Origin of the sequence: Rhodococcus sp. NPDC057014 (assembly GCF_042673295.1) — a bacterium.
In the GTDB taxonomy this organism is placed as follows: Bacteria; Actinomycetota; Actinomycetes; order Mycobacteriales; family Mycobacteriaceae; genus Rhodococcus_F.
Genome location: NZ_JBHUSF010000186.1, coordinates 1 through 17,197, shown reverse-complemented (window position 1 = coordinate 17,197; position 17,197 = coordinate 1). Strand labels below are relative to the sequence as shown.

15 protein-coding genes are annotated in these 17,197 nt (G+C 69.7%); 5 read left to right on the top strand and 10 right to left on the bottom strand.

Annotated elements, in window-relative coordinates; genetic code table 11:
* Positions 1–49 precede the first annotated feature (49 nt).
* Genes ptsP through ACFTZB_RS28805 form a run of 3 tightly spaced genes read right to left on the bottom strand, consistent with a single transcriptional unit; the run spans position 50 to position 3,248 of the window.
* Positions 50–1,729, bottom strand: coding sequence for a phosphoenolpyruvate--protein phosphotransferase (ptsP, locus tag ACFTZB_RS28815; protein ID WP_378436502.1), 1,680 nt, complete (start codon positions 1,727–1,729; stop codon positions 50–52).
* A complete protein-coding gene (locus ACFTZB_RS28810) occupies positions 1,729–1,998 on the bottom strand; it encodes an HPr family phosphocarrier protein (RefSeq protein WP_072946005.1) in 270 nt (89 codons plus the stop codon). The genes ptsP and ACFTZB_RS28810 overlap by 1 nt, the downstream gene beginning before the upstream one ends.
* 2 nt (positions 1,999–2,000) lie before the next feature.
* Positions 2,001–3,248: a PTS transporter subunit EIIC gene (locus ACFTZB_RS28805; protein ID WP_276139904.1), complete on the bottom strand. Its 1,248-nt coding sequence runs from the start codon at positions 3,246–3,248 to the stop codon at positions 2,001–2,003.
* Positions 3,249–3,495: 247 nt separating this feature from the next.
* Here ACFTZB_RS28805 and ACFTZB_RS28800 point away from each other — a divergent pair, with 247 nt between their 5' ends.
* Both ACFTZB_RS28800 and ACFTZB_RS28795 read left to right on the top strand, forming a co-directional pair.
* A complete protein-coding gene (locus ACFTZB_RS28800; protein WP_005563039.1) occupies positions 3,496–3,726 on the top strand; it encodes a glucose PTS transporter subunit EIIB in 231 nt (76 codons plus the stop codon).
* Positions 3,723–4,187 carry a PTS glucose transporter subunit IIA gene (locus tag ACFTZB_RS28795; protein WP_378436498.1) on the top strand — a complete coding sequence of 155 codons (465 nt, stop codon included), beginning with the start codon at positions 3,723–3,725 and terminating at the stop codon, positions 4,185–4,187. The genes ACFTZB_RS28800 and ACFTZB_RS28795 overlap by 4 nt, the downstream gene beginning before the upstream one ends.
* Positions 4,188–4,206: 19 nt before the next feature.
* Here ACFTZB_RS28795 and ACFTZB_RS28790 read toward each other — a convergent pair whose 3' ends face one another.
* From ACFTZB_RS28790 to ACFTZB_RS28765, 6 genes are all read right to left on the bottom strand, one after another.
* Positions 4,207–4,950 carry a GntR family transcriptional regulator gene (locus ACFTZB_RS28790; RefSeq protein ID WP_378436496.1) on the bottom strand — a complete coding sequence of 248 codons (744 nt, stop codon included), beginning with the start codon at positions 4,948–4,950 and terminating at the stop codon, positions 4,207–4,209.
* A gap of 113 nt (positions 4,951–5,063) precedes the next feature.
* A complete protein-coding gene (locus ACFTZB_RS28785) occupies positions 5,064–5,543 on the bottom strand; it encodes a DUF1990 family protein (RefSeq protein WP_378436494.1) in 480 nt (159 codons plus the stop codon).
* Positions 5,544–5,623: 80 nt separating this feature from the next.
* Positions 5,624–7,048: an FAD-binding oxidoreductase gene (locus ACFTZB_RS28780; protein WP_276139907.1), complete on the bottom strand. Its 1,425-nt coding sequence runs from the start codon at positions 7,046–7,048 to the stop codon at positions 5,624–5,626.
* 48 nt (positions 7,049–7,096) lie between these two features.
* Positions 7,097–10,105 (bottom strand): ATP-binding protein, encoded by a 3,009-nt coding sequence (locus ACFTZB_RS28775; RefSeq protein WP_378436492.1) that lies wholly within the window; start codon positions 10,103–10,105, stop codon positions 7,097–7,099.
* Positions 10,106–10,165: 60 nt separating this feature from the next.
* Positions 10,166–10,939, bottom strand: a complete 774-nt coding sequence (locus ACFTZB_RS28770; RefSeq protein ID WP_378436490.1) for an SWIM zinc finger family protein — start codon at positions 10,937–10,939, stop codon at positions 10,166–10,168.
* Positions 10,936–13,767 (bottom strand): DEAD/DEAH box helicase, encoded by a 2,832-nt coding sequence (locus tag ACFTZB_RS28765; protein ID WP_378436488.1) that lies wholly within the window; start codon positions 13,765–13,767, stop codon positions 10,936–10,938. The genes ACFTZB_RS28770 and ACFTZB_RS28765 overlap by 4 nt, the downstream gene beginning before the upstream one ends.
* A 374-nt stretch (positions 13,768–14,141) precedes the next feature.
* On the opposite strand from ACFTZB_RS28765, the gene ACFTZB_RS28760 reads away from it, so the two are divergent.
* The 3 genes from ACFTZB_RS28760 to ACFTZB_RS28750 all read left to right on the top strand — a co-directional run bounded on the left by ACFTZB_RS28760 (position 14,142) and on the right by ACFTZB_RS28750 (position 16,202).
* A complete protein-coding gene (locus ACFTZB_RS28760) occupies positions 14,142–15,074 on the top strand; it encodes an NADP-dependent oxidoreductase (RefSeq protein WP_378436504.1) in 933 nt (310 codons plus the stop codon).
* A gap of 43 nt (positions 15,075–15,117) precedes the next feature.
* Positions 15,118–15,435: a hypothetical protein gene (locus ACFTZB_RS28755; RefSeq protein WP_087558530.1), complete on the top strand. Its 318-nt coding sequence runs from the start codon at positions 15,118–15,120 to the stop codon at positions 15,433–15,435.
* A 65-nt stretch (positions 15,436–15,500) separates the two neighbouring features.
* The gene (locus tag ACFTZB_RS28750; protein WP_378436485.1) at positions 15,501–16,202 is read left to right on the top strand and encodes an HNH endonuclease family protein; all 702 of its coding nucleotides are present in this window, start codon (positions 15,501–15,503) and stop codon (positions 16,200–16,202) included.
* A gap of 13 nt (positions 16,203–16,215) precedes the next feature.
* Here the strand turns inward: ACFTZB_RS28750 and ACFTZB_RS28745 are convergent.
* A partial coding sequence (locus ACFTZB_RS28745) for a molybdopterin-dependent oxidoreductase (RefSeq protein ID WP_378436483.1) occupies positions 16,216–17,197 on the bottom strand: 982 nt, incomplete at its 5' end.

Sequence of the window (17,197 nt, the reverse complement as noted above, 5' to 3'; positions counted from 1 at the left end):
GGGCGGGGGGGCCGCCCCCCCCCCCCCCCCACGGCCCTGCCCCGCAGGATCATCGGGGTGCCCCGGGCGCGAGAGCCGCGACGGCCGACCGTGCGGCCTGCGGGGACTGTGCGCTGCGCGCGGCGAGGGCCATCTCCCGGCACCGGTCGAGGTCGGTGGCGGCGAGGCGTGCCCGGACGCCGCCCAGCGAGGGCGCCACCATGGACAGGCTGGTGATCCCCAGCCCGACGAGCACCAGCGCCAGCGCGGGATCGGACGCGGCCTCACCGCAGACGCCGACAGGTGTGCCCGCCTCGGCTCCGGCCGCACCGACCAGGCCGATGAGGTCCAGGACCGCGGGCTGCCACGGGTCGAGCAGTGCGGCGAGGCCACCGGCCATCCGGTCGGCGGCGCAGGTGTACTGGCTCAGGTCGTTGGTTCCGATGCTGACGAAATCGAGGTGTTCGAGCAGGTCGCGGGCGCGCAGTGCCGCCGAGGGGATCTCGATCATCGCCCCGATCTTCGCGATGCCGCGGGACCGGGCGAGTGCGGCGAATCCCTCCGCCTCTCCCGCAGTGGCGACCATCGGGGCCATCACCCACAGGTCCGCACCGGTGGCGGAGGCCGCCACGCCGAGCGCTTCCAGTTGGGTGGCCAGGACGTCCGGGAAGACGGAGCCGACCCGCAGTCCCCGGACACCGAGTGCCGGGTTCTCCTCGGTGCCCAGGTCGAGGAACGGCAGTGGTTTGTCGGATCCGGAATCGAGTGTCCGGACCACCACCTTCCGTCCGGCGAACCGCTCCAGCACGGAGGTGTACGTGGCGATCTGCTCGTCGAGGGTGGGCGCGCTCTGCCTGCCGAGGTAGAGGAACTCGGTGCGGAACAGTCCGACGCCCTCCGAATCCGCGGCGGCGGCGCGCACGGCGTCGTCGACGGTGCCGATATTGACGAGCAGCCCGACGGATGCGCCGTCCCGGGTGCGGCCCGGCCCACTCGTGGCCGCGACCCGCGCCCGGGCCTCGGCGATCCGCGTCGACACCTCCGACTGCCGACGTTCGCCGGGGTCGACGACGACCTCGCCCGTGGTGCCGTCGAGCACCACCGGTCTCCCCTCGATCAATCGGTCGAGGTCGGCGCAGTTCACGATTGCGGGCAGGCCGAGCGATTTCGCCAGTATCGAAGTGTGACTCGTGGGCCCGCCCTCCGCGGTGAGCAGGCCCACCACGTCGCTGCCGCCGAGCATCGCGGTGTCCGCGGGCGACAGGTCCCGGGCGACGAGAACGAACGGGTATCCGGGGTCGGGGATTCCGGGCATCGGCACTCCCGACAGCACCGCGACCGCACGATGTCCGAGGTCGCGCAGGTCCGCGACGCGCTCGGCCATGTACCCGCCGAGTGCCTCGAGTGTGACGCAGTAGCCCTCGAACGCGACGCTCACGGCGTGCGCCGTCGGCATGCCGCCGCGAAGGTTCTCCTCGGCGGCGGACACGATTCCCGGGTCGCGGGCCATCGCCGCCGACACGAGCAGGATCTCGGACGCGACACCGTCCACCTGCGCGGCGCGGGCCTCGAGGTCGCCGGATACCGTCGCGAGGGCGTCCCGCACCCGGGCGATCTCCGCTGGGACCGATTCGCCGACAGGGTCGTCGGCGGACGTCTCGACCGGCGTTCCGAACGCGAGCCAGGGCGCGCAGACCAGGCCCGGACTCACCCCGAGTCCGTGCACTGTCTGTTCCGTGGTCGTCGGCATCAGGCGGCGTCGAGGTCGGAGGCGAGCAGGTCGGCGAGGCGGTCGAGGGCCTCCTCGCTGCCCTCTCCTTCTGCGGTGATCGTCACCTCGGTACCGAATGCGGCGCCGAGGGTCATGACCGCGAGCATGCTGCCCGCGTCCACCGGCGCCGACTCGCCGACGGCGATCTGCACCGGGACCGGCACGGCCGCGGCGGCCTGGGTGAATTTCGCGGCGGGGCGGGCGTGCAGGCCCACCTTCGAACCGATGAGGACCGTTCGTGAAGCCATGCTCACTGACCTGCCTTTTCCGTGTCGGTGTCGGTGTTGGTGTCCGCGTCGTCCTCCCGGCCGGGAGTGCGCAGGTTCCATTTCTTGATGACGAAGCTGAACAGGACGTAATAGATCACCGCGTACCCGAGCCCGATGGGGATCAGCATCCACGCGTTGGTGGCCTTGCCGAAGTTGAGGACGTAGTCGAAGAAGCCTGCGGAGAACGTGAATCCGTCGTGGATGCCGAGTGCGTTGACGAGCGCCATCGAGGTGCCGGTGAGGAACGCGTGAATCAGGTACAGCGGCCAGGCGACGAACATGAACGCGAATTCGAGGGGCTCGGTGATCCCGGTAAGGAACGCCGTCAGCGCGGTGGACAGCATGATGCCGCCCACGACCTTCTTCTGCGAGGGCCGGGCGTTGCGCCAGATCGCCAGTGCGGCAGCGGGAAGCGCGAACATCATGATCGGGAAGAAGCCGGTCATGAAGATGCCGGCGCTCGGGTCGCCGGCGAAGAACCGGTTGAGGTCGCCGCGGACGAGTTCTCCGCTCGCGTTCTGGTAGTCGCCGACGAGGAACCACACGGTGGAGTTCAGGATGTGGTGCAGTCCGGTCGGGATGAGCAGGCGGTTGGCCATGCCGTAGACGCCGCCACCGATCACCGAGTTCTCGGCGACCGTCTCACCCACCCATGTCAGGGCGGAGTTGAACGCCGGGTACAGGAATGCCATGAGCACGCCGACGACGAGACCGGTGACGGCAGTGAGGATGGGAACGAGCCTGCGCCCGTTGAAGAATCCGAGGTAGTCGGGCAGTTTGGTGCGGTAGAACCGCTGCCACAGAATGGCGGACAGCAGACCCATCACGATGCCCGCGAGAACACCGTAGTTGATCAGCGCCTGGTCGCCGTTCGGGTCGGTCTTGCCTTCGAGAACGACCGGCGACATGGCCTCGAACACGCCGTTGACGACCATGTATCCGACCACCGCGGCCAGGGCGGTGGACCCGTCCGCCTTCTTGGCCCAGCCGATGGCGATGCCCACCGCGAAGATGAGGGGCAGCCAGGTGAACACGGCCTGGCCTGCCGCGGAGATGACGGACGCGGCGGTGTGCATCGAGTCGAACCGGCCGAGGAGGTCGTCCTGGCCGAGTCGCAGCAGGATGCCGGCCGCGGGTAGTACCGCGATCGGCAGCATCAGGCTGCGCCCGAGGCGCTGCAACCCGGCAAACACCGCTGATTCCTTTTTCGGGCTGTCTACGACAGTCATATCGGCCTTCTCTGTGCGCGTCGGTCGCCGAATCGGCGTCTGGTGAGTCCCGAAACCGGTGGCGGCGAGCGCGTCGTACGGCTTCGGGAAAACTATTGTGGACCAGCACCCCCAACGGGTACTGTCCGGTCATAACCAGTTGCTAGTTTGACCAGGTGAGCACAGGATGTCAACAGGCAAATGTGATCCAGCTAACTCATTCCTCACCATCATCTGCAGCGCACACACGAACTACGAGGGAGAACCGATGTCCAAAGCGGACGCAATCATCAGCGGCCTCGGCGGTGCCGACAACATCGTCGAGATCGAGGCCTGCATCACCCGGCTGCGCACCGAGGTCAAGGACGGCGCCAAGGTCGACGAGGCCGCGCTCAAGGCCGCAGGCGCCCACGGGGTGTTGAAAGCGGGCAGCGTCGTCCAGGTCATCGTCGGCCCCGAGGCGGACACCCTGGCCGAGGACATCGAGGACATCCTGTGAGCCTGTCCGTGCAGGCACCGCTGCCCGGCCGGGTGCTCGCCCTGGCCGACGTGCCCGACCCCGTGTTCGCCGGACAGATGGTGGGTTCCGGAGTCGCGATCGAACCGGCACGCGACCGTGGCGCCCTCGACGTGCGCGCGCCGATCTCGGGCAAGATCCTCAAGCTGCATCCGCACGCGTTCGTCATCCTGGGCTCGGCGGGCGGCGGCGTGCTGGTGCACCTGGGAATCGACACCGTGAAGCTGCAGGGCGAGGGGTTCACCCTGCTCGCGGCGGAGGGCGACGAGGTCGACGCCGGCGACCCCGTGGTGCGGTTCGATCCGACCGAGATCGACGGCACCGGGTACTCCGCCGTCTGCCCGATCGTGGTGATGGATTCCACGCCGGACTCGGTGTCCACCGACACCATCGGAGCCGACGTGACCACCGGCGACGCCCTGTTCGACTGGACGGCGTCGTAGAAGCAGAGGGCGGCCGGGCTCAGACGCTGCGCTGAGTCCGCTCCCCCTGAACTTCCATCTGCAGTTGGTAGCGATCGGACCGGTACCAGCTGCGGGTGTGCTCGACCGGTGTGGGGCCGCTGAAGGACACCCGGTCGAAGTACATCACCGGGGCGCCCTTCTTGATGCCGAGCAGGGTCGCGATCTCCTGGCTCGCCCCATCGGCGCTCACGGTCTGCTCGGCCCGGTCGATCGGCATGCCGTACCGGTCGGCGGTGGCCCGGTAGATCGAGCCGGTAAGGTCGAGGTCCAGCAGGCCGGGAAGCAGTGCGGCGTTGAACCAGCCGTCGTCGACGCTGACCGGTTCGCCGTCGGCCAGCCGCAGCCGTTTGACGTGGTAGGCACTGGTGCCCGGTGCGATCCGCAGCGCCTTCGCGGTGGCCTCGGGTGCAGCGTCCTCCTCGCTCTGCAGCACGACCGTCGTCGGCTTGTGGCCCTGCGCCCGCATCTCCTCCGTGAACGAGGCCAGGTGGAGTTTCGACTGCACCGGACGATGCGCCACGAACGTGCCCTTGCCGCGCACCCGGACCAGGTGGCCCTCGTTGACGAGCTGCCCGATCGCCTCGCGAACGGTGATGCGACTGACGCCGTAGTCCTGCATCAGTTTTCGTTCACTGGTCATCAGGTCGCCGGGCTGAAGTTCCTTGGTGCACTTGTGCAGCAGGATGGCACGGAGTTGCTCGTGCTTCGGGATCACGCTGTCGCGTAGATGTACGGGCATCATGCCGGCGGCTCCAGCTCTGTCAGGGGTGGGACACATCGGATCAGGCAGTCGGACTGCAAAGGTCCCGTCCGGTCCGGTCCAACCACGAGAATACGTGATCCGGACGCTCCGGCCTACCGTGCGGCCTCGGCGAGCGCCTCCAGATACTTGCGCGTCATCGCCCTCTGCACGACCCGGCCCGCGGGCCCGCCGAGCCGCGTGAACCACCGCCCCGGTTTCGAGAACGCCGACACGGTCGCGACGACGGTGCCGTCCGGCAGCTGTTCGACGACGAAGCTCTCCTCACCGCGCTCGGGATGCCCCGGCAACGTGCCGTACGCGAAGCCCTTGCGCTGCGGATCGTCGAGCACGTAGACGACCCTGCAGGAGAACCTCAGTCGGAACGGACCGACGCCCCAGCGCAGTTCGACCGACGAGCCGGGCACTGCGGTCGGGGCCTCGGCCCGCACCTCGAGCCCCGCGCCGCGGTGCATCCCCCAGGCACACAGGAGGCTTGCGGCCGCCTCGAATGCGTCTGCCCCGTCACCGATCACCTTCTGCTCACGCAGATGGTGGTATCCCGCCGGGAACGGAACGTCGCGGCTCGCACCCACCTCCGGGTACGTGAACGCGGGCAGGTCGTTTCCGGAGGTACTGATGACGGTCGATCCTCTCGGTCGGGAGGTCGCCCAGCCTACTGCTCCGACCGGGCCGCGGGACGGATGTTCTGATTCACATGGAAGAGGTTGTCCGGATCGTACTTCGCCTTCACCTGCGCCAACCGGTCGTAATTGCCGAGGTAGGAGGCACGCACCCGGTCCTCGCCCTCGGACATCATGAAGTTGACGTACGCCCCGCCCGCGGTCGTCGGGTGGAGGGCCTCCCAGTACTGCTTGGCCCAGTCCGTGATGACCTCGGCGTTCGCCGGATCCGGGTCGACCCCGACGATCACGCCCGCCCAGCCGCCGTCCCGGTACGCGAACGCCGTGCCGTCCTCGGCCACCCGCGTCGCCGCGCCGTCGATCGGATACATGTGCATCGTCGAATGGCCGGTGGGCAGCCGACGACCGAACTCCAGGTGGATGTCGACGGCCTCGTCGGAGATCTCCCGGACGAAGTCTGCGCGCCAGTACCACTGCAATCCCGCCGGGTACAGTGCGTCGAAGGCCGATTGCAATGCCGTGAAAGGCATTTCGCCGACCCCCACCAGCAGTGGATTACCGAATTCGCGGATCGGTTCGAGCACCGCGTCCGCCTTGCCCGGATCGCCGGTGTAGCACCAGATGATGCCGCACGCCTTGCGGCCCCACAGTTCCTCGGGGAACGGCGGCGCCGGAGGAATGGTCAGCAGACCGATCCAGCCGTTGAGTTCCTCGGGCAGCGACGGCAGGAGTTCGCGGTACCACCGCATCACGTCGGGGGTGTCCTCCAGGTCGTACAGCACCGGCCCGCCGACGACATTTCCGTGGTCGCCGATCTCGTGACACGCGAACTGGAACGACGTGACCACACCGAAGTTCCCGCCGCCGCCCCGCAGCGCCCAGAACAGGTCCGGATGCGAGCGCTCGCTCGCCGTCACCAGGGTGCCGTCGGCGAGGACGACGTCGGCGGAGAGCAGGTTGTCCACCGTGAGACCGAAACGGCGCGTCAGGTAGCCGATCCCGCCGCCGAGCGTCAGACCGCCGACACCGGTGGAGGCGATGAACCCGGACGGGGTGGCCATGCCGAACGGCACGGTGGCATGGTCGACGTCGCTCCAGGTGCACCCACCGTCGACCCGGACGGTCCGGTCGGCGGGCGAGACCGTGGTCCCGCGCATCCCCGACAGATCGATCACGAGGGCGTCGTCCCACACGCCGAGGCCTCCCGCGTTGTGTCCGCCTCCGCGAACCGCGAGCTCGACGTGCTGCTCCCGCGCGAACCGCACGCACGCGACGACGTCCGCTGCGTTGGCGCAGCGCGCGATGGCCGCGGGACGACGGTCGATCATGGCGTTGTACACGGCCCGCGCGTCGTCGTAGCCGGCGTCGCCGGGCGTGATCAACTCTCCGCGCAGAGACGCGGCCAGTTCCGTGAAAGGCGGTGTCGTCGTCGGTGTCGAACTGGTGGTGGTGCTCATGACCTTCTCCTCGGATCGGCGGCCCCGGAACGGGCAGTGCCTGGTAATTCACACCGTAGGAATCGGGCGTTCGCGCACCGTTCGCGCCGAAACCCCGCCCGCGAACGGTCCGACGTCCGCACGAAGTCGCAGGACTTGCGGCAACCACCACCGGTCGTCGTGTTGCTCGGCGGCGATCAGAGCGGCATCGAGAGTCGCGCGGGCGGCGTCCACCGACCCGGCGTCGATCTGGACCTCCGCCAGCAACGAGAGCCAGTACGGCATCCGCGCGAACGCCCGCTGCCGTCGCAACGCGGCAAGCCCGTCGTGGATCTTCGCGATTCCCGGTTCGCCACCGACAAGCCGGCCTTCGAGGATCTGCGACCACTGGCTGTAGTAGGCGAAATGGTAGCGCTCGCACAGCTGCCGCAACTCCGTCAGCGAGGCGAGCAGCGCGGTGTCGTCGCCCCGGACCTGATGCAGCACCGACGCGTACCCCAGCGCCACCGCGAGACTGTACGGGTGGCCGCAGGCCCTGCCCAGCCCGAGGGCATCCGCGGACGCCTGCTCGGCCGCCTGCTCGTCGCCGATCATCCAGTACGCGTGCGACTCCCACGCGTGGCAATGCACCTCGAGCCGCGTTCCGAGGATGAACGAATAGTCGTCCGAGAACGATCGCTGCGCGATGTCGAAATGTTCGATCGCCTCCCTCGGCCTGCCGAGACCGAGGGCGCCGCCCGCCACCGCGAAATGCGCCTGACCCTCGAATTCCGGATCCGCCGCGGACAGTTCGAGGGCACGCACGCCGAGCCCGTGGGCGTGCGCGGTGTGCCCCTGCACGAAGTGGACCGCAAACAATCCGATCAGCGCACCGAGCACCACCTTCGGCCTGCGGAGTCGCTGCCCCAACTCCATGGTGCGGTCCAGCGTCCGCTCGAGCTGAGGGTCGGAGTATCCGTACAGAGTGGTCAGCGGCGCCGACATGCCCTGCCGCACATCCACCTCGTGAGCGTCCCGGTTGCGGCCCACCGGCATCGCCTCCAGAAGGTCGAGGCAGTCCCGGAAGAGCCGCAGGGCGTCGGCGTTCGCGAACACGCCTGCCGCTACCTCGGCGGCGCGCTGCAGATAGTGCAGGGCACGGTCGGGGCGGCCGCCGCGCCGATACTGCTCGGCGAGTTGCGCGGCCACGTCGTCCGTGCGGCCGGTGTGGAGGAGTTCGAGTCCCTGCGCCAGACGCCGATGCAGGAGCCAGCGCCGCGGCGGACCGACCGAGCGGTACGCGGCCTCCCGGACCAGGTCGTGCACGAAGTCGTACCCGGTGCCCGCCGGCCGGACGATCCTGCGCCGCCACAACTCGTCCACCGCCTGCACGAGGGAATCGGTGTCCAGGTCGCTCGCCTCGCTGAGCAGGTCCAGATCGAAATCCGCGCCGAGGGCCGCGGCGAGGCCCGCGACGTCCCGGGCCGGATCCGAGCACTGCCCGAGTCGCCGGGCCAACACCTCGCCGAGGTCGCCGGCGCCCCCGCCGCCCCCGGTCGCATCCGCGCCCGGCACCATCCTGGCGGCCTCCACGACGTACAGCGGGTAGCCCGCGGTCGCGGCGTACAGCACCGCCTCCTCCGCAGGATCCAGCACCCGGCCACCGAGGGACCTCGCCAGTTCGACGGTCCCGTCCGCGGTCAACGGGTCCACCTCGACGTCCGTGACCAGTCGCGCCGACCGGAGGGCCCGCAACGCGTCCCGCACGTCGCGGCGGGACTGCGCCTCGTCCGTGCGGGCGGTCGCCGCGACCAGTACCCGCAGGCGGGTGTCGAGGGTCAGCAGAAACGCCAGCCACGCCGTCGTCTCCGCGTCGCACCACTGCAGATCGTCGAGGACGAGCAGGACCGGCCGGCCGGGCGAGAGCACCGCGCGCGCCGTCCCCTCGAAGAAGCGGTGCCTCTGCCATGCGTCGACCATCGCCCGGGACGTCGCCGGCCGCGGCGCGGACTCGGCGCTCGGGACCAGCCGCTCGACCTCGACCCTCCACAACGGATCCAGCGACCCGATCGCCGACCGCAACTCCGGGCTGCGCAGCCACTCGGCGACGGGGGCGAGCGCGACGCGGCCCGGCAGCCCGAAACACCGCGCCGTCGCCACCACAGCCCCGTCGGCACGAGCGACCTCCGCGAGTTCGGTGGTCAACCGGGTCTTGCCGACCCCCGCGTCACCCGAGACGAGCACCAGCCCCTGCCTGCCGTCGAGGGCCTGCCGCCACCGCCGCTGCAATTCCCCGCATTCGCGCTCCCGCCCGATCAGTGCGGGCATCGCCGTCCGAACGCGTTCGCGCCGGGGAGCCGCGGCCGGTTGCTCGCCCAGCAGATTGTCGAACAAGCGGGTGGTCGCGGCGCCCGGCGCGACCCCGAGTTCGGTCTCGAGTACCGCAGCGCACCGGTGGTACGTGGTCATCGCCGCCGCCCGGTCACCCGAGGCGGCCTGCAGTTCCATGAGCGTCCGGTACCCGGCCTCCGCCAGCGGGTCGAGTTGGATGCGCCGTCGCGCGCACGCCGTCGCCGTCTCCACCTCACCCGACTCCCGCAGCACCCGCACCATCGCCTCGCAGAGTTCGACGCACTCCCGGCGCAGCACGTCCCGATGGTCGAGGACCCAGTCCTCGTACACCCCGGGCATGAGGTCACCGCGATAGGTGTCGATCGCGCGATCCGCGTGTTCGAGAAATGCCTGCGTGCCGGAATCGGCGAGGGCGGCGAGGGCGGCCGCCCGCTCGTTGCGGAACGTGTCGACGTCCACCCGGCACGACGGCGAGTCCGTCCACGTCAGCGTCGGCCCGTCCGCGGTCGGCGCACCGTCCGACCCCAGGAGACCGCGGAGGTTGTGCAGTTCCCGCCGCAGGTTGGTGCGGGCCTGCTGCTCGCTCGACTCGGGCCAGAACAGCCCGGCGAGACGGGTCCTGGACTGGGCGAGACCGGCGTGCAGCACGAGATAGGCCAGCAGCGCGATCGCCCGTGACGAGACGGTGCCTGCCCCGTCGTCCGGGTTCGACACGCGCTGCTCGCCGAGCAGGTAGACCGTCACCATGACTGACCAGCTCCCGGTCGCGGAACGAGGCGAGCTTCCGCGTCATTCATCATCGCACGGTCAGCGGAGGTGCTGGTACAGCGCTTTCAGCTCCCGGATCGCGGCGTCCACCGCACGCTCGTCCTCACTGACCGAGCGGATCGCCTTCCGCAGCAGGAGCGGGTCGAGGTCGTCGATCGCCGCCCGGAAGTCGGCGTCGGGCAGTCCGGGCAACGAGGACTCGTCCCCGAACCAGTCGTCGACGTCCGCGTCAGAGGAGTCGCCCCCGACGCCCTCGATCAGCATGTCCAGATCGACGCCGCGCAACGTCAGGATCTCGAGCGGGTTCTCGTCGATGCGCTCGGTGGTGAGGTAGGCGACCGCCGCCGCATGCTTGCACGGCCACCCGTCGTCCGGGCAGGTGCAGTCGTAGTTCAGCGCGGACGCCCCGGCGGGCAGCAGCAGGGGACCGAGCGCCTCGGGAACCCCGCCGCCCGCCAGCATCGCCAGGCTGCCCGGTTGCCTGCGGACCACCGCGACCAGTTCGGCGATCTCCGACTCGTCGAGGCGATCGATCGAGACGGTCGCGACGAACGGCTGGAGTTGGCTGCCCTGAACCTCCCCCGTCACCATTCCACCTGCGATCTCGAGCGAGATCACCTGACCGCTGCGCGCGTAACTCCGACCGCGACTCATCCGGCCCTTGTCGGCGACGAACTCGATGATGTCGACGAAATTGCGGCCCCACCACGTGCGGCCGAATGATCCCCGCTGGGACCGTGCCTCCAGCCCGCCCGTCACGGGTCGTCGCCGGCCGTACTGACCGAAGTACGGTCCGGGGCGCCGATTCGTCATTCGCCCACCGCCTCGTCGCCGAGCCGCAGCAGTTCGCCCAGCTGTTCGGTGCTCATCTCCGTCACCCAGTTCTCGCCCGTCCCGACGGCGAGGTCCGCCAACTCCTGTTTGGTGGCGATCATCGCGTCGATCCGCTCCTCCAGGGTTCCGACGCACACGAGCTTGCGCACCTGCACGTCCCGCCGCTGGCCGATCCGGAACGCCCGATCCGTGGCCTGGTTCTCGACGGCCGGATTCCACCACCGGTCGAGGTGGACGACGTGATTGGCGGCGGTGAGGTTCAGCCCCGTTCCGCCTGCCTTCAGCGACAGCATCATGATCGGCGGCCCGTCGTCGCTCTGGAACGAGGCCACCATGTCGTCGCGCTTCTGCTTCGGAACGCCCCCGTGCAGAAACGGCACGGGAGTACCGAAACGTTCGGCGAGATACGGGGTGACGAGATCACCGAATTCACGGAACTGGGTGAACAGCAACGCCTTCTCACCGTCCGCGACGACGGAGTCGAGGATGTCCTCGACGAGCCCCAGCTTGCCGGACCGGTGCTGTCCGCGCCGCATCACCGCCGACCCGTCGCGCAGGAAGTGCGCCGGATGATTGCACACCTGCTTGAGCTTCGTCAGGGCGGCGAGGACGGCACCCTTGCGCTTCATCCCCTTCTTGTCCTTGATCTGCGCCATCATGTCGTCGACCACCGCCCGGTACAGCGCGGCCTGCTCGGCGGTGAGGTTGGCGCGGACCGTCATCTCGAACTTGTCCGGCAGGTCGGCGATGACAGCGGGATCGGTCTTGACGCGGCGCAGCACGAACGGGGACGTGACCGCGCGGAGCCGGGCGACGGCCGTCTCGTCCTGCTCCCGCTCGATCGGCACCACGAAACGCTTGCGGAACATCGCCTCCGAACCCAGGATGCCCGAGTTCGCGAAATCGAGGATCGAGCGCAGTTCGTCCAGCCGATTCTCGACCGGAGTGCCCGTCAACGCGACCCGATGCTCCGCCGGAATGCTGCGGGCCGCCCGCGCCTGCCCGGTCTTCGCGTTCTTGATGTGCTGCGCCTCGTCCAGCACCACCCGCCGCCAGTCCTGCTCCCTCAGCTGCGCGACGTCGCGGGCGAGCAGCGCGTACGTGGTGATCACCAGGTCGCTCTGCATCACGGCGGCGGCGAGGTCGTCGCCGCTCAGCCGCTGCGGACCGTGATGGACGAGCACCCGCAGCGACGGAACGAAGCGTGCCGCCTCACGCTGCCAGTTGCCGACCACCGACATCGGGCACACCAGCAGTGTGGGCGTTGCGGCGTTCTCGTGTGCGAGCAGGGCGAGCAACTGCAGTGTCTTGCCGAGACCCATGTCGTCGGCCAGGACCGCCCCGAGCCCGAGGCGGCTCATGAACACCAGCCAGTCCAGCCCCCGCTTCTGGTACGGCCGCAGCGTGGCGTCCAACCCGTCCGGGGTCGGCACGTCCTGCGGCGTGATGTCGCCGTCGAGCAGCGCGGCCGCCCAGCCGGTGGCGGTGACCTCCTCGACGGGGAGATCGGACAGATCGTCCGCGATCAGGTCTTTCAGCAGGTCCACGATGGCGCGATCGCCGCTGCCGTGCCGCTCCGCGACGTACCGCGCGGCGCGGGAGAGCACGTCCTGATCGGCCCGAACCCACTCACCGCGCAGCCGCACGAGGTCGCTCTTCGCAGTGACCAACCGGTTCATCTCCGCGGCGGTGAGCACCGTGTCGCCGAGTGCCAGTTCCCAGTTGTACTGCACCAACTGGTCTTTACCGACGGACCGGTTCTCCGCGCTCGCCGGGGTGCTGGGCGAGCTCACCCGCAGTCGCATCGACGTCGACGCCACACTCCACGCCCGCGGCAGCAGCAGGCTGATGCCCTTCTCCTTCAACGCCACCGCGCCGTGCCCGACGAGGTCGATGACCACCGCGGTGGGCAGCATCAGGTCCAGACTGTCGGGGTCGCTCGGGACGTCCTGCAGCCGCGGGTAGGCGGCGACGGCCTCGGTCAGTTTGCGAACACCGGTCTGCAGGCGGCTCGCCTCCGTCCGGTGCAGCGGAATCGGCACCGGTGCTTCACCTTCCGGACGCAGGCACACCTGCAGCCGCCACAACACCGTGTCCGGGTCCCAATCGCCCTCCACGTCCACGTCTTCCGGCTCGAGCAGTCGCAGCACCAGTTCGGGTTCGTCCACCTTCAGGCTGTCCCGCCACCCGTCGAGGGAACCCGCCAGCTGGGCGGTGCCCTCGGCGAAGTCCTCACCGCGAACCAGCGCGTCGATCAGCGGATGTTCCGGTGCAGTGCCGGAATCGTCCGGGTGCCTGCCGCCCAGGACCCGCCGGGCGACGGGGTCGGTCAACTCGGTCACCATGTCGTCGAGCACTGCCCGCGGGGTGGTTCCGTGGCGCTGCACCGGAGGCATCGCGACCGACAGTTCCGTGAGCCAGGCACGCTGCCGTTCGCCGCCGAGGAGCCGCCAGCGCGGCCACCAACCGCCCTCCGCCCGGTGCACCTCCGGCACCACGCGTCCCGCACGCACCCAGCGCTCGACGCCGCGCGCCACGTGGGCGAGGTAGCGCAGATCCCCGGCGACCCGGGGGTCGCGGGCCGACACCGACAGCAGGAAGTCGGTCGCGTCCGGCGGCGCGAGGGCGACCGCCGCCCACTCGAGCATCTCCGGACCCGACGGCGTCGGCATCGGCACCTTCACGTGATGGCGGAACTTCCGGGCGAGCACCCGCCCGACCGCGTCGGTCGGCTCCTCGGCGGCCGGATTCCGGTCCTCGACCCACAGCATGAGACCCGAACCGGGTGTCCAGAGGCCGTGCAGCATGCACCCATCCAATCAGGCACAACCGACAGCGGGAGAAGTCCCTGCTCGGCGGCTGTAACCCTCGACGAGATTCCACCGATGAACGAGGTGGCGGCTGTCCACGCCGGTATCGACCGGGATCGCTGCCGTTCGTAGATCGCAGTGATCGGAGGAACACACAATGGACGCGACACAGATGTTGCAAGTTCTCGTTCAGCTCATCCAGGTCCTCGGACCGTTGATGGGCGGCGGCGGAGGCGGCGGAGGCACAGGCTCCCTGGGTAGCCTGTTCGGCTCCTGAGTTCTCACGAAGAAGGCCCGCCGACCCCGTTCGGCGGGCCTACTTCGTGCCCGGATCCGGGCCCGGAGTTCGTGATAGGACTGTGGGCGTGAGCATGGCATACGGCTTCAGCGAATACGGCGGACCCGAGACGCAGCAGTTCTTCGACGTCCCCGTCCCCTCCCCCGGCCCCGGACAGTTGCTGGTCGCCGTCCACGCGGCGGGCGTGAATCCCGCCGATTGGAAGGTGCGGGCGGGAACGCGGAAGGACACCGTCCCGGTCACCCTTCCCGCGGTTCTCGGCCGGGAGGTCGCCGGTGTGGTCGCCGACGTCGGACCCCGGGTGACCGAGTTCGCGGTCGGCGACGCCGTGTTCGGCGCGACCGCCACCGGATTCGGTGGATACACCGAGTACACCCTGGTCAACACGGCCGCTGCGGCACACAAGCCCGACGGAGTCTCGTTCGCCGACGCGGCCACCCTGCCCGTCGCGGCGGGGACCGCGTACGACGCGCTGACCACCCTGGACCTGACGCCCGGCAGCAGACTGCTCGTCGTCGGCGCGGGCGGTGGCGTGGGGGTGGCGGCGCTGCAGTTGGCCGCGGCCCGCGACGTCACCGTGATCGGGGTCGCGAGCGAGGGCAAACGGGAGGTCGTCGAATCGCTCGGCGCCACGTGGGTGGCGTCCGGGGACGGACTCGCCGAACGCGTGCCGGGCCCGGTGGACGCCGTCTTCGACCTCGTCGGCGGTGCCGCGCTGGCCGAGGCGGCGCGGGTGGTGACGGATCCGGCGGCGATCATCAGCGTCGGCGACCCCCTCGCGGCACGGGACCTCGGCGGCTCGGGCGTGGACCGGCGCCGTACATCTGCGGTGTTCGCGGAGGTGGCCGCGCTTGTGGCCGACGGAACCCTCGACCCGCGGGTCGCCCACCGGTTCCCGTTCGCCCACGCCGGTGACGCGCTCGCGACGGTCGAGTCCGGACACACGAGCGGCAAGGTCGTGATCGAGTTCGGTGAGCGGGTCTGGCTTTCACCCGGTCCGAGGTAGATGCTGGAGAGACGTAGCTGCCGGAAAATCTCGGGAGTCGGTCATGAGCATCCTGATCCAGGTTCTCGAACAGGGGTACGCGCTCACCACCCCGTGGGAGCAACGGAAGTACGCCTTCGTCGATGCCACGCACATCGTCACCATTCGCCTGGACGGGCAGTCGGGTGTGTGGCTCGACGGAATGAAACACGGTGAGGCACACCGGCTTGCGGTCACCCCCGTCGCCAGCGAGGCGATCTTCTTCCTCCTGCGCACGCTCGACCTGCTCGCCGAATGCCGGCAGAGCGGCGGTTCCTGGGTCATCGGCCACGACGGCATGCACGTGTCGTCGATCGCCGCGGTGCGCCTGCCCTTCAGCTGACCTGTCGGGGGCCCGGTGCATACTCCTGGACGGTAGGGGGAGATTTTTCGAGCGCCGGGGGACGCATGAGACTTCTGTACGTGACGGCGTGGCTGGCCGTGAGCCTGTCGGCCGGCGGCTGCGGGGTGTCGCTGCTCGACCTGGGCGATAGCCCCGCACCGGGCAGCCCGCCCCGCGCGCACATCGAGGAACTGCTCGGGCGGGTCGCCACGGTCGAATCCCGCCCGCACCCCGGCGGATACCAGCGCGGGTGTTCGGGCCGGGACCTGTGCGTCTTCGGACCGGCCTGGACCGACGACCAGGACGCCGTGGGCGGCCACGACGGGTGCGACACCCGCAACAACGTTCTGGCGATCGATCTCCGGTCGGTGGTGTTCCGCGACGGCACCCGCGACTGCGTGGTGCTGAGCGGGGTCCTCGCCGATCCGTACTCCGGTGAGGAGCTTCCGTTCGACAGGGCGGACGCGAAAGCCGTCCAGATCGACCACGTCTACCCGCTGGCGGCCGCGTGGGACATGGGCGCGTCGACGTGGCCGCCCGAGCGCCGGCTCCGGTTCGCCAACGACGTCACGTTCAACCTGCTGGCCGTCAACGGTGCGGACAATCAGGACAAGGGCGACCAGACCCCGCAGGACTGGCTGCCGCCGAATCCCGCATATCACTGCTTCTACGCAGGCAAATACCTGTCGGTGGCGGTGGAGTATGGGCTTCCGGTGACGCTGGCGGACCGCGACGCGCTCGCCGAAGTGGCGGAGAAGTGTCCGTGATCGTCTCAGCGCCTCAGGCCACGGTGAACGACCGGGTGTGCCAGCCGGTGGCGCCGCTCGGGACCGGCGGCGTCCGCTCCTCCACCTGCACGTTGCCGTCCAGATCGGTGGCGCGCACCTGGAGTGTGTGCAGACCGGACGCGGCCTCCCACTCCCACGTCCACTGCCGCCAGGTGTCGATGCTGTACTGCGGGGCGAGGGTGGCGGTCTGCCATGCGCCGTTGTCGACCCGTATCTCCACCTTCTCGATGCCGCGGTGCTGCGCCCACGCGGTTCCGGCGACGAGTACCGGGCCGGGCGCGGTGGGTGCGAACGGGGCGGGCACGTCGATCCGGGATGCGGTCTTGATCGGACCTTCCGCGGACCATCCGCGCTTCGTCCAGTAGGCCTCGGCCTTGTCGAATCGTGTGAGTTCCCACTCCACCACCCATTTGGTGGCCGACACGTAGCCGTAGAGACCGGGGACGACCTGCCGCACGGGGTAACCGTGTTCGAACGGCAGCGGCTGACCGTTCATCGCCACCGCGAGAATCGCGTCGCGTCCGTCCCGCAGCGCCGCGACCGGGGTTCCCGCCGTGAAGTGGTCGCTGCTCGTGGACAGCAGCATGTCGGCGTCGGGGTGCACGCCTGCCTCGTCGAGGATGTCCTTGATGGGGTAGCCGATCCACGTGGCATTGCCCGCGAGGTTTCCGCCGACCTCGTTGGACACGCACGTCAACGTGATCACCCGTTCGACGGGCGTGCGCGCGATCAGGTCGTCCCACGAGAGGGTGAGTTCGCGGTCCACCATGCCGTGGATGCGCAGTTGCCAGTCGTCCGTCGTCAGCCGCGGCACCCGGAGCGCGGTGTCGATCCGGTAGAACTCCTCGTTCGACGTGACGAACGGGGTGCCGCCCGGCACGCCGATGTCGGTGCCCGGAGCGATCGCGGCCGCCCGGTCCGCCACCCCGGGAATCGCGAAGGCGCGGCGGTTGTCCACGGCGCCCGCGACCCGC